Here is a 13,273-nt window from a genome sequence, read left to right as displayed (position 1 = left end):
GTTAGTGCTAATAAATTAATTCGCTCGCTGTTGAGAAATAGCTGCACAGGTAAGGAGCGATCGCACCCTCGTAGAAGAGTTATCTGCAACAAGCTCAATCTTACCTTGGGCATTGCGATGCCAAGAAGTAGCTGGTGCAAGAACCTGTGGTATTGTTGGTGTTTGCGCTTGTAAAGCTTGTGTTTTGTGGAATGCGTTCAGATCGCGGACATCAGACCAAGTGCGATCGCTGCCCACTTCCTGGGTGGGATTTTGTGGTACACCACCTCGTCCTGTAGCTACAAATCGACTGCCTTGACTAGCCGCACAGCCTGTAGCAATTTGCTGTGATGGATCGGTGACATTTGCTGGTAATTCGACTAAACCAGAATTGGGGTCAACTCCAATGTTATTGATTTGTACCGTACCATTAACGTTGAATTGGGAACTTGCAGTAATATCATTGGTCGGGTCTATGCGAGGTGTGAGGGTATTACGAAACTCTAGACCGATTATTCCTTGAGTAGTAATGTTGATATTGCCACCACGACCTTCAAAAGCGTTAGCGATAATATCGCTGTTTTCTAACCCAATGGCGATCGGTACGTTAATTGACACATTACCACCATTACCTTTACCTGCGGCGGTGGCCGAAATAAGGCTATTGTGACGCATCAGCAGATAATCTTGTATGTTTAATTTGACATCTCCCCCATTCCCAGAAGCAGTTGATGCGTTGATGATACCTTGGTTGCTGAGAAAAATTGCATTGGCATTAATCTGCAAATCTCCTGCACTGTTCGGTCCATCATTTCTGACAGTGACCAATCCTCCGTCTGTGACTTTTAACAAAGGGGTTTTGATGGTAAGAGAACCTGCTTTACCGCTAGGAATGGCAGGAAGTCTAAGGATAGCTTGAGTAACTGGATCGACAATTTCGGCACTTGAAGCAATACGGGCAGGAAGAATCGAACCATCATCTTTACCTCTAACTTCTACAGATTTGGAAGCATTGACTATCACGTTACCTGCTACACCTGATGCAACGGTGCTAGAACCCAGCAGTCCACTATCTCGAATTACTAGTCTAGATGTGTTGATGAAGGAGCTACCAGAATCACCTGTATTACTAGCCGATGAAATTACTGAACTAGATAATGCTGTAAAGGGGTTATTGCCAGCAATTTCAAGTAAATCTGCGATATTAAATTGTAAAATTCCAGCCTGGCCGGAACCTGCGGATATAGTACTAATACTGCCACTATCGAGAATTCTGAGGTCATTAGCTGAGACGTTAATATCACCGGCTTTACCAGAATTCAATGTGATGGAGGTGATGGAAGTTGAAACGATGGGATTGGTGGGGACAAATCCATCAACTACGATCGCACCTGTAATATTGGCTGTAATATTGCCACCATTTATGGGTGTAAATGTCCAGTTATGGATGTTTGCTCCATCTTTGAGGGATAATTGCGCAGCAGCAAGGTTGATATCTCCAGTTGGTGTGATACCTAAGTTGTCGATTTGGATAAAACTGCTTAATTTGCCATCGGATGTATTTCGTGTGAGACTAACAGTTTCAGTAGCTTTGACTGTAATTCCCTTGGCGGGTTGTTGTATCCCAACGTTTTGCAGTAAAGCACCAGAACCTTCCGTGAAGCTAATATTTCGTCCTTGCAATTGGATTGAACCACCGCTACCACTGGCATCTAACAAAGATTGTTTTGCAAAATTAATGTCGTTGAATTGACTGACTGCGGAATAGTCTCCAACTAGTCCAGTTGAAGTTAAGTTGAGCTTGACTAAGCCATCACTAATACTACCTATTTCTAGGTGTCCACCTCCATTTGTAGTCACAACACCACTAGAGAAATTTACACCTTTAGCAATCAATCCCAAGGTATTGCCTGCCTGAATTTGTAATCCGATGGGATTTTGGCTGCGATCGGCGGGGGCAAAAAATCCGGTGGTAATGAGATGTCCAGTTCCTTGTACGGTAATTGTTCCCGAATTCTGCCCCATCTGCAACCCAATAGGTACACTCATGGTTAACAATGGTGTTGTTGCGGAGTTTGCTGCACTAAACTCGACTCCATCTTGAAACTTGATACTATTCGCCGTCGTTGCCACAAAGGAACCACTAATATCTAACTTGGCATTTTGTCCCAAGATAATCCCGTTAGGATTCATTAAAAACAAACTGACCGCATTATTGGGATTATTATTAATGGTTTGAATTAATCCATCAATCTGAGAAACGTTTCCACCCGTAACTCGACTAAAGATAGTTGTAATGTTGGGTGTGTTAACTAAATCAAAGATTGCAGAACCTTTATTTGGGATAGAGAAATTACTGAAGCTGTGAAATAAATTGTTACCTTTTGTAGTACCATTAATAATTATAAAATTATTGCCATTGGGATTAACGAAGGTCTTGGTTGTGCCATCTGATATTATCTGAGCCATTACTGATGGGGACATTCCAGCAGCTACAACACCACAGACTAGACCCAAGCACACAAAAGTTATCTTCATACCATAATATTTAGACAAGTATATATTTATGCTTCGCTGAATTATTTGTTGACTAGTACTTCCAAGCAACTTGACGAAAATTAATTTTTGGTCATGGCAGCACAGGTTAAGGATGGTTGCATCTGATTAGAAGATTTAGCCGCAACTAATTCCACTTTTCCTTGGGCATTTCTTCGCCAGGATGTCGCTTGGACAAGGGTTTCTGGAGATGGGAGGATTTTGGCTTGTACTAGCTGAGTTTGACGAAATGCGGAGATGTCGCGGGTATCAGACCAAGTGCGATCGCTCGTTACTTGTTGGTTAGGATTTTGCGGTACACCACCCCGTCCTGTAGCTACAAACCGACTCCCTTGACTAGCCGCACAGCCTGTAGCAATTTGTTGTGATGGATCGGTGACATTTGCTGGCAGTTCAATTAAGCCAGAATTTGGATCGACACCAATAGTATTAATATTTACTGTACCGTTGACCCCAAATTTAGAACTCGCAGTGATATCGTTTTCTGAGGTGAGGCGATCGCGGTATTGTAAGCCGAATATGCCTTGGGTAGTAATGTTAATGTTTCCGCCGTTACCTTCGACTGCATTGGCGACGATATCGCTGTTTTCCCAGCCGACGATAACGGGAGAGTTAATAGTAATGTTACCGCCATTACCAATCCCGCCTGCATTCGTCACTATTGAACTACCACGACGCATCAGCAAATCATTTGTCTGGACAAAAATGTTACCACCTTCACCCTGAGCAGTTGCAGCAGTCAGGCTACCACCGTTATCCAACCGGATTGAACCTGCATTAATTTCTAGTTTTCCCGCATCACCAATACCTTGATGGTCAACACCAACAATTGCTCCATCTGTAATTTCCAAGTGTGGGCTATTGAGGACGAGTTTGCCCGTATTACCTGTGATCGCATCTGGTAATCCAAATAGTTGCCGAATCGGTGGTGCGAGCAACTCTGCTCTAGCACCGATGCGGCTGGGAAGACCAGAAATGCTACCTACGCCACTGACTTCAACAGTATCGGAAGCATTGATTACCAAATCCCCACCGTTGCCGCTATTGACGGTAGAGGCTACTATGCCTCCACCATCTCGCAACCTGAGTTTGGGAGTGTTAATAGTTAATTGACCCGCGTTCGCTTGGCTGAACGTGCCTACAACTATGACGCTATCAGCCAAGTTTTTTGAATTTTCACCGCTGATTTCGATGGAGTCAGAAGCATTAATTGTGGTGTTACCTCCTAGACCATCTGCCCAAGGAGAATTACCAATGACAGCACCATCTAAAATTTGCATTTTGTTGGTGATAACTCGAATATCACCACTTTTCCCAGAACTTCTGCTGATTGTGTTAATTGAACTGGCAAATCCGCTAATTGGTGATAGTCCCACAACCTGAAGCAAATCCCCAATTTCTACAGAGATATTACTTCCTGCGCCTGCACCAAAATTCATGCCATGCAGAGATCCCCCATCTTGGAGGAATAGTTGTGAAGCAGAAACGACAATATTACCTGCTCCCGCATCGCCAAAGTTATCAGCACGCAACAGACTTTGTGGAAATCCATCTGTGCCCAATCCCCGGAGTGTTAACGATCCACTAGCATTAACGCTAATATCGCCTGAATTGCCACCTCCTTGGTGAATTAATAAGGCAGCAGAACCATCATTTAAACTAATATTCCGACCTTGGAAGTGAATCGAACCCCCAGGAGTACCACTAGCATCGGCTAGGGATTGATGCGAAAGCTGAATATTACCAAATTGCTGAAGATTACTATAGTCAAAACTCCAAATAGGAGAGGAGATGTTGAGATTAACTGTTCCGTTGCTGGCGCTACCAAGTTCAATATGTCCAGAGGGTGTAGTTAATACTCCACCATCTAAAGCAATTTCTCCGCCAACTAATGCCAAGGTATTGCCGTTATTAACGCTTAATCCCAGAGGATTGTTGCTGCGATCTGGAGAAGAGACTAGAGGGTTGATAAAGAAATTCAAACGATGTCCGGTGTTCTGGACGGTAATCGCACCAGGATTACTTCCCATTTGCAAACCGATGGGTACATTCATTGTTAATAGAGGTTGGTTCGTCAAATTCGTAGCGCTAAACTCCGTTCCATCGGCAAACTTAACGCTATTAGCTGTCGTCCCCACAAACGAACCACCAATATTCAGGCTGGCATTGGAGCCAAATACGATGCCGTTGGGATTGAGTAAGAATAGACTCACAGGATTGCTGCTATTGATTGTTTGAATCAAGCCATCAATATTGGAAATGCTACCCCCAGTGACTCGGCTGAAAATCTTGGAAATGTTGGGTGTATTGAGTAAATCAAATGTGGCTGAACCACCTGTGGGAACGGAAAACTGCCCAAAGCTGTGAAACAGATTGCTGCCTGCGGCACTACCATTAGTAATCATGAAGCGATCGCCATTTTGAGAGACTGTGGTATTCAGGCTGCCATCTGAAGTTATCTGAGCATAGACACAGCTACTCCCAAAGAATATTGCCCCTAATGGCAGTATTAAACCTGTGAATAATTGATTAACTAAACCCAACTGAATAGAGAAATATCGCATAACACCGTAATTTCTTATACTTGTATTTTTTTAGATGATATTGCTGGACATGATATGAAATGTTTGAATTCCAGGGCATATTAACTCTTCGGAATCGCAGCACAAGTTAACTGCGACTGCACTTGTCTGGGAGATGGGGTTGCAACTAACTCGACTTTGCCGTCAGCGTTGCGATGCCAAGAAGTAGCTTGGATGAGATCCTCTGCCGATGTGGGTGTTTGAGTAATTACCTCACTCGTTTTTTTGTATTCAGAGATATCGCGGACATCAGACCAAGTGCGATCGCTCGTTACCTGTTGCGTGGGATTTTGCGGTAAACCACCCCGTCCTGTGGCAACAAATCGGCTGCCTTGCCTAGCCGCACAGCCTGTAGCAATTTTTTGAGATGGATCTGTGACATTTGCTGGCAGTTCAACTAAACCAGAGTTCGGATCGATACCGATGGTATTGACTTGAACTGTGCCACTTAAGCCAAATTGGGAACTGGCGGTGATATCATTTTCGGGGGTCAGTTGGTCGCGATACTCCAGTCCGAGGATGCTTTGAGTGGTGATTTGGATGTTACCACCCCGTCCTTGTACAGCGTTGGCAATAATATCACTGTTTTCCAGCCCTACAATCACGGGTGCGGCGATCGTAATATCGCCACCATTGCCACTACCACCTGCTTCTGCACTGACAAAACTGCCTTGACGCATTAGCAATATGTCCCGCAGTTGCAGGTTGATGTTGCCGCCTTCTCCCGCTTTTGTAGACGCTGAAATGTTTGCTGTATTGTGAAGTTTGAGGGTATTGGCATTAATGCGCAGAGTGCCAGCTGTACCAGAGCCAAGATTTTGGACAAAAACTGTTGCACCATCAGTAATGTTAAAAATTGGCGTATTAATGGTGGTGTCACCTGCATTAGCTTTGGAAATGTTACTAAAAAAACCAACAGGACGAACGGCTGTACCAATGTAGCTGGGATTTTGAGCATCTTTGACACCACTCACATCAATTGATTCAGACGCATTGATGGTAAGCGAACCTGCATTTCCTAAAACTATGCTAGAAGCAGACACTCTCCCGCCACCTTGCACTGACAGCGTGCGGGTATCGATGTTCAAATTCCCAGCATTACCAGACCCGAATGTGGCAGTAGAAATTAAACTAAAATAATTACCGCTGGGAGATCCCGCAGTCGTCACCTGAATCGTATCTGCCTTGATATTGAGATCGCCGCCCTTGCCAGAATTATAGGGTCTTGCTGCTATATTGGCTCCAGCCAAAACAGACAGATTTTGAGTGGAGATGGCAATATTTCCACCCTGTCCACCCGCATAAGAAGCGGCTAAGATTTGGCTTACCGATCGAAAAGGGGAAGGATCGCCCAACGCAAAACCATTGACCCGCATATCATCAGTATTGATTACAATATTGCCAGCTGATGCTTTGCTAAAAGTACGGTTGAAGATATAGCCACCGCGATCGATATTCAATTGTGGAGTGGTAATTAAAACATTTCCTGCCGCACCGGAGGATGTAGTTTCATTCACTAAACTGCTGGAACTCTTAAAATCAGGGGACTTGCCGATAATATCCAAAAAATCTGTAGCATTGATTACAATATCGCCAGCAGTTTGATTACTGCGATTTTGTACTAATATCAGGGAACCATCTTGGATGCTGACTTGTTTGCCCTGAATTTGGATAGCTCCGCCACTTTTTTCGCTGAGATCGCGTGTAGATGCTAAAGCTCGTTGGGTAATTTGAATATCGCCAAAACTTGAAGTATTGGGATAACTCAGCATAAATCCTTGAGGAATGGAATTGAGAACAACGTTTCCGCTAGTAATGCTACCGAGTTCTATTTGTCCTCCTGGTGCGGAGAGTAAGCCTCCATCCAACGCCACATTTCCACCCACTAATGCTAGGGTTTTTTCAGGTTGCACCTGTAGTCCTCTTGTACCGAGATTTAGTCCAGAAACCTGAAGTGCGTCGCCCAGTTGTGCATTATGCCCAGATCCTTGAACAGTAATGGCTCCGGGATTGCTGCCAAATTGCAAGCCAGTAGGGACGCTAATAGTCAATAAGGGAGGCGATACAGTATCGGTGGCACTAAACTTCAAGCCATCTGCAAATACTACGCTGTTAGCACTTGTAGCAACAAACGAGCCGCCAATATTAAGACTGGCATTAGGCCCAAACAAAATCCCCGCAGGATTAAGTAGGAACAAATTGGCGCTACCATTGGCGCGGATTAGCCCATCGATATTGGATACACTACCTCCTGTGACACGGGCGAAGATATTTTGGACATCGATTGGATTGTCGAAGAGGGCAGAACCACCTGTAGGTATTGAGAACTGACTGAAACTATGGAATAGATTATTCCCTCGCAGATTACCGTTGATGATAGTAAAGTTATCGCCACTTTGAGAGACAGTGGTGTTGAGGGTGTTGTCGGATGTTACTTGGGCGTTGCTGACACTCCAGCAGAGGAGAGTAGCACTCAAAGGTATGCTAATTCTCAAAATGCTATTTACCAAAACCAGCCGCATAGAGGTTGTTTTCATTGTTTAGTTTGTCCTTGATACCTACACATTTCAATTTGCTGAAATGCCAGAGCAATCGCCTGTTTTAAAACGGTGAATACTGCACTGAGAAGTACAAACCATTTTCTTGAAGCGATCGCTTTTCCCCCTCTACTGATGTCAGCGGTATACCCCAATCCAAACGGGCTGAAAAGTTATTGCCCTGTTTCCATAGCAGTCCTAATCCCGTACCTACCAACGTACTTGGTGAGGGATTGTCGCCTTTGGTATTCCAACCTTTACCCACATCGATAAAGGGTGTCAGTTGCAGCACTCCTCCCAGCTTGGGCGCACGTAAAATCGGCAACCGAAATTCTGCGGAAAACAACATCCCATTGTCTGTAAGTAATGTGTCTTGGCGATAGCCTCGTACACTTACCTGTCCGCCCAGACCGAATTGTTCTAAAGGCACTAGAGAATCTGCTGCTAGTTGTAAATCGCCTCTAGCTAAAAACAAAGTATCTGGTGCTAACTGTCGCACCCATTGCGCTTGTCCCCGCCAAGCGAAAAAGCGGCTATCCGGGCCATCTTGACTCACATTCGCATCGAACCAATCTACACCCAAGCTAAATTGCGATCGCACTGCAAACACGTGCCGATTGCTGCGCTGGGTATACTCCTGAAAGAAGCGGAGGGCAGAAATATTGGTTCTGCCTTGGGCATCTGCACCAGGCGAAAGTCGAAACGGGCCAATGTTATCAATGCCCAACTCTGTTTGACTTTCTTGGCGCGAGAACGACAACCCGACAGTTAAATCCTGAGTAGGTCTTTGCAGCAATGGTTGGCGATAGCCAAATTCGTAAGATGTCGTATTTGATTGAATATCCAAGACGCTGAATGGTTCTTCAATCACGTTGTTCCAACCCTGGTTAAAACCAAACCAAAGAGTGCCGTTGTGAGGATTAATTGGTAGTGCGTAATTGAGATTGATTGTATTACTACCATCGGTATTGGCGTATCCGACGCTCAGGGTGTCACCAAAACCAAGTAAATTGGCTTGTTGGAGATCTATTCCCCGACGGAAACTGCCAACACTAGGCGATCGCCCGTTATCGAGGCTAGCTGTGAGTGAAAATGTGTCGGCTTCTTGCACCTCGACTTGCAATATATTGGTTCCCGGACTTACACCCATCTGCAATTCCGCTGAGAGATTTTGAATTCGCGGATCGAGGCGTAGCAGTTGGAGTTTTTCCATTAGGCGTGGGATATTCAAGGGTTTTCCCGCCCCAAGTTGGATGCGATCGCGAATGTATTGACTGCGCAATCGTCTATTACCGCTGATTTTGATTTCTTGCAGACTACCCTCGATGACCTGAATTTTAATCGTGCCAGCTTCTACTGTCTGCGGTGTAATCAATGCCCCTGTAGTGACATAGCCTTTATCAGTGTAAAGCTTCGTAATCGCATCTTTGATTTGCAGTAATTCTGCAAATGTCAGTTCTTTGCCAACGAAGGGATTGGTAATTGCAGCAAACTGTTCTGGTTTGAAGACTGTACTGCCAACAACTTCAATGCGATCGACCCGAAATTTAGCATGAGAGTCGTCCTGTCCGGGAATTGACGGATCTGGTAGTGTTGGCGGCGGAAGTAATTGATTGTTTTCTGGTGGCTTGGGCAACACATCCGCAGGTAAGGGAGTAGTCGGAACCTCTTCTATCCTTCCAGGCGGTAAAGTTTGAGGATTTGGAGTTTGGGCAATAGCATCCTGATAGTTACTCAGTACTGCGGCTAAAACAAAGCCGAATGTGAGAGGTTTCAGATCGAAGCGAAATTTGAGAGGCCTATTCAATGTCGGCGTAGATCTGACGGTAATCATGTTTTATCCTTTTTGTCACTCCCAGACAAAGATAATTTGTAAGTTCAGGCAGTTGGCATAAAGCTTTTGGTCAGTCAATTGCAGCACCCTCCGATCGCAGATAACTGTGTCCGTCAGATGTTTAATCAAAAATAACCAGTAAAATTCCCCTGTGCTCCTTACGGTAATTGAGCTAAAGATAGAGAAACTACCATGAAGCGACAACTAAATGGATACAGGCTAATGATATTTTTTAGACTTTTATTATAAGTGCTAATTCTGAGGATAATCTGAAGATTTATTTTTTAAATGCCCAAATAGCTTGCTTTATAAGGCTATATGGTGAGAGATATTCATTGGCTTTTTATTTGTTTTGTGCCTATATTTACGCAAATATATAAGTAAATAAAAAACTGACCCAAGAAAGATTTGAGCAATACCGATCAAAATGAGCGATCGCTTTTGACCGCAACTAAGCAATTGATGCCGATAATTTATGAATATGGCAAGAATGGTTAAATATTCTCAGCTAAATTCACAACTGCTAACTGCAACTACAGTTCATACCCTCAGACCTGATTTAACATAGTCAAGCGCTGGATAATACAGATAAATTTGCGGATAAAATTCCCATCTTGCAACAAACGTTACTAAATGACTGCTGAAAGCTAATAGTAGAATAGGGTACAGAAAGCAGCACGGAAGGGAGGAAGGGAAATTGGATGAACTGAGGGCGGCTCTAGAGCTAGCAACTGAAGAAGAATTGCAAGACTTAACGGCAATTCTGTTTAGTCGTAAGTTCAATCCCTTAGACTACGTTCACACACCTGAACCGATCGAAGTCCAAAGCCAAGACCGCAAAGCTTGGTTAGATACACTAGAGGATCGTTTTCGCTTTTTGGCAGCAGATGGAATGACTGTATTGCGAGGACGTACCAGCCAGGTAACTTACCGACAAGCATTAATTCAAGTATGTAAGTATTTAAAAATACCTTATTCTATCCAACTGGCAACAGTTGATTTAGAAGCAGAAGTATTTTTGCATCTATTAGGGCATGTGTGGAAAAAATTGCCGGAAACGGAAAAGCAAAAACTAACTGTACAGGTGCAGCGTCACCTGATCAAATCAGAAGCTAAAGAACCATTACCACTTTTATTGCAGCGTGACCCCCTAGGATTAATTTTTAAAGGTGGTAGTGCTTTGGCTGTCACTTCTGTGATCAAACCGCTGGTGCTGAAACAAATTGCCCGCCAATTTGCTGCCCACTTTGCTACTTATCAAGTAGCGAAACAAGCTGCTATTCAAGGAACCGCAGCTACGACAACACAGTTTCAAAGCTATGTAGCGCTGCAAATGGCACGGCGGGGGATGACTGTCAATGCAGCCCGTTATGGGGCAGTGCGTAGTGTCTTTGCCTTTCTGGGGCCAGTCATGTGGGCTTGGTTCTTTGCAGATTTGGGATGGAGGGCGATCGCCACTAACTATGGTCGGATTATTCCTACTATCTTTGCCTTAGCGCAAATTCGTCTTACCCGTAGTGAATGTTGGGAGCTAGCTTGAAACAGGCTGTTTATCATTCTAATCCAGCCTTACAACTACCTTGGAATTTGACTCAAGTGGGACTTATTCTCTTCCCATTGAGTCCCTTTTTGGGGGCTGTATTGATAGTTTTGGCATCCTTAATTACTTTGGTGCGCCAATGGAGTAAAGTTATCCGCCGTCCGATAAATTGGGGATTTGCTCTTCTGAGTGTATTGCTAATTATTACTGCTGGGTTTGCCTATGAAAAAACCCCAGCTTTCGTTGGGTTATTTAATTTTATACCTTACTTTATCGTTTTTGCCGGACTGAGTGCGCTGATTCAAAAAACCGCCCAATTGCGTCAAATAGCTTGGATTTTGAGCGTTGCTTCCGTGCCCATAACGATTCTGGGCTTGGGGCAGTTCTTTTTAGGCTGGAGTCTGAATTTAACGTTCTTATGGGTTGTCTTAGAGTGGACGATCGCACCTGGAGGACAACCCCCAGGTCGGATGTCATCAATATTAATGCACGCTAATACTTTAGCTGCTTATCTGGTGATAATTTTTACTCTAGGTATCGGGTTGGGTCTTGAGCAATGGCAGTTAATAAAGAATAAAATTCAACCTTCACAAGTTCCGTTAATATTTCTGATTGTTACGGGAATCCTCAATTTCATTGGCTTAATTTTTACTAACTCGCGCAATGGTTGGGCGATCGCAATTTTTGTCTGTTTAGCTTATGCACTATACCAAGGTTGGCGCATCCTTGTTGGTGGCGTTGCTAGCATCGTTACTTGTATTTTATTAGCAGCTTTTGCTCCCTCTGCGATCGCCCAATTTTTTCGCCGTTTCGTTCCGGCTTTCTTTTGGGCGCGGTTAAACGATGATATGTATCCCGATCGGCCTGTTGCTTTAATGCGCAAAACTCAGTGGGAATTTGCTTGGTCTTTAACTCAACAACATCCTTGGACTGGTTGGGGTTTACGCAATTTCTCTAAATTATACAAAGCTAAAATGCAGATTTCCCTAGGTCATCCCCATAACTTATTTTTGATGCTATCTTCGGAGACAGGCCTGCCAAGCACTCTATTATTTTGTGGTTTAATCGGTTGGATATTAATTATATCTATTCAACTGCTAAATTCTAAATATTTACATCAAGAAGATAGATTAATATTTTTCAGTTATCTAGTAGTCTTATTTGGCTGGTTACTATTCAATACAGTTGATGTTACCCTCTACGATTTCCGGCTCAATACGCTTTCATGGTTAATGTTATCTGCTGTTTGTGGATTAGTTTATCGCTATGACCAAGAACAGAGATTGAAACATCAATAAAATTAACTTTGCAGAAAATTTCGAGTATTAAGCTATCAAGTAATGATATTTATACTCCCGATTCCTGAAGACCGTTAGACTGTTTAACAGCAAAAATTTCCATGATTAAAGATATCAAACTACAGATGAATAAAGATAAATATCGGCGTTCATCTTTGGTTCTTTATTAGATTTTACTAGCAGTCTAATATTTAGGCAAATTAGCTGAATGATATTAATGTATAGATAACATCCTATTTTCAGTGTATACACCGGAGTCATTTAGGATTTGCAGTTAATAAAATTACTATATTCACGTCTGTGAGTGTGGCTAATTCAAGTTAGTCACTGTTGCTGATTGTTGGGAAGGTGTACGGATAACCCTTATGGGGGTTTTCCTGCATGATAGGCATCTCTTGTAGATGCCTTTTTTTTGTCTTTTTTGTTACTAGCGATCGCGAAAACTTAGCTGCTTCCTGACAGAGTTAATGGGAAAAATCATTAACAGTCACAGCTTCTGATTCTATGGTATTACTTTGATTGTTTATATCATAGGTAACTACTGCTTTAACTCGATCGTGTACTGCATAGCCACTTTTGTTAGCCAACTTTATAGCAATCTCAGAATTTTCTAGAGGTTTTAACTCAATTTCTTTATACTGAGACTGAAAATTTTGTAATTTGCCATCTAAGAGATTGCAGATTTCAACTTTACGAATTTTGACAATGACAGTATTGAGTTGAGGATTTTCCAAGTAGATAAAGACAGAAGCAAAGCCTATATTCCGTTGTGGAGCATCAGGAATACCCAAAGTTGGTAAATTTTCTTGTCTAGCAATTAAGGTTACTTTTTTAATCAAACTATTGTTATTTGTCATACTTGGTCTATTTTTTGGTACAGAATTAGTTTGACTTTGAACAGAGATAGAAGGAATAGCACAAGCGTTAGTTGACCCTGCTATAAGCAG

Annotated in this window: 7 protein-coding genes; 2 read left to right on the top strand and 5 right to left on the bottom strand. The window is 43.1% G+C overall.

The window, feature by feature from the left end; genetic code table 11:
* Window positions 1-15: 15 nt before the first annotated feature.
* From AACU33_RS35410 to AACU33_RS35395, 4 genes are all read right to left on the bottom strand, one after another.
* Window positions 16-2,517: a beta strand repeat-containing protein gene (locus AACU33_RS35410; protein ID WP_096594907.1), complete on the bottom strand. Its 2,502-nt coding sequence runs from the start codon at window positions 2,515-2,517 to the stop codon at window positions 16-18.
* Between the two features lie 80 nt (window positions 2,518-2,597).
* On the bottom strand, window positions 2,598-5,099 hold the full coding sequence (locus AACU33_RS35405; RefSeq protein ID WP_096594906.1) for a beta strand repeat-containing protein: 2,502 nt from the start codon (window positions 5,097-5,099) through the stop codon (window positions 2,598-2,600).
* A gap of 80 nt (window positions 5,100-5,179) precedes the next feature.
* On the bottom strand, window positions 5,180-7,654 hold the full coding sequence (locus AACU33_RS35400; RefSeq protein WP_339376460.1) for an S-layer family protein: 2,475 nt from the start codon (window positions 7,652-7,654) through the stop codon (window positions 5,180-5,182).
* A gap of 64 nt (window positions 7,655-7,718) precedes the next feature.
* Window positions 7,719-9,488, bottom strand: coding sequence for a ShlB/FhaC/HecB family hemolysin secretion/activation protein (locus AACU33_RS35395; RefSeq protein WP_096594904.1), 1,770 nt, complete (start codon window positions 9,486-9,488; stop codon window positions 7,719-7,721).
* 697 nt (window positions 9,489-10,185) lie between these two features.
* Between AACU33_RS35395 and AACU33_RS35390 the strand changes: the two genes are divergently transcribed.
* Window positions 10,186-11,028, top strand: coding sequence for a YaaW family protein (locus AACU33_RS35390; RefSeq protein WP_096594903.1), 843 nt, complete (start codon window positions 10,186-10,188; stop codon window positions 11,026-11,028).
* Window positions 11,010-12,326: an O-antigen ligase family protein gene (locus AACU33_RS35385; RefSeq protein WP_096594902.1), complete on the top strand. Its 1,317-nt coding sequence runs from the start codon at window positions 11,010-11,012 to the stop codon at window positions 12,324-12,326. The genes AACU33_RS35390 and AACU33_RS35385 overlap by 19 nt, the downstream gene beginning before the upstream one ends.
* Before the next feature lie 464 nt (window positions 12,327-12,790).
* Here AACU33_RS35385 and AACU33_RS35380 read toward each other — a convergent pair whose 3' ends face one another.
* Entirely contained in the window at window positions 12,791-13,183 is a 393-nt protein-coding gene (locus tag AACU33_RS35380) for a hypothetical protein (RefSeq protein ID WP_339376459.1), read from the bottom strand.
* Window positions 13,184-13,273 lie beyond the last annotated feature (90 nt).

The sequence above is a fragment of the Calothrix sp. NIES-2098 genome, from assembly GCF_963875125.1.
GTDB lineage: Bacteria > Cyanobacteriota > Cyanobacteriia > Cyanobacteriales > Nostocaceae > Aulosira.
The sequence above is the reverse complement of the archived record's forward strand: the minus strand, read 5'-3'. Positions and strand labels throughout refer to the sequence as shown.

What these genes read in the sequence shown, in the direction of transcription:
- AACU33_RS35410 (WP_096594907.1), bottom strand. Translation starts at nt 2,517, where the DNA reads ATGAAGATAACTTTTGTGTGCTTGGGTCTAGTCTGTGGTGTTGTAGCT.
- AACU33_RS35405 (WP_096594906.1), bottom strand. Translation starts at nt 5,099, where the DNA reads ATGCGATATTTCTCTATTCAGTTGGGTTTAGTTAATCAATTATTCACA.
- AACU33_RS35400 (WP_339376460.1), bottom strand. Translation starts at nt 7,654, where the DNA reads ATGAAAACAACCTCTATGCGGCTGGTTTTGGTAAATAGCATTTTGAGA.
- AACU33_RS35395 (WP_096594904.1), bottom strand. Translation starts at nt 9,488, where the DNA reads ATGATTACCGTCAGATCTACGCCGACATTGAATAGGCCTCTCAAATTT.
- AACU33_RS35385 (WP_096594902.1), top strand. Translation starts at nt 11,010, where the DNA reads ATGTTGGGAGCTAGCTTGAAACAGGCTGTTTATCATTCTAATCCAGCC.
- AACU33_RS35380 (WP_339376459.1), bottom strand. Translation starts at nt 13,183, where the DNA reads ATGACAAATAACAATAGTTTGATTAAAAAAGTAACCTTAATTGCTAGA.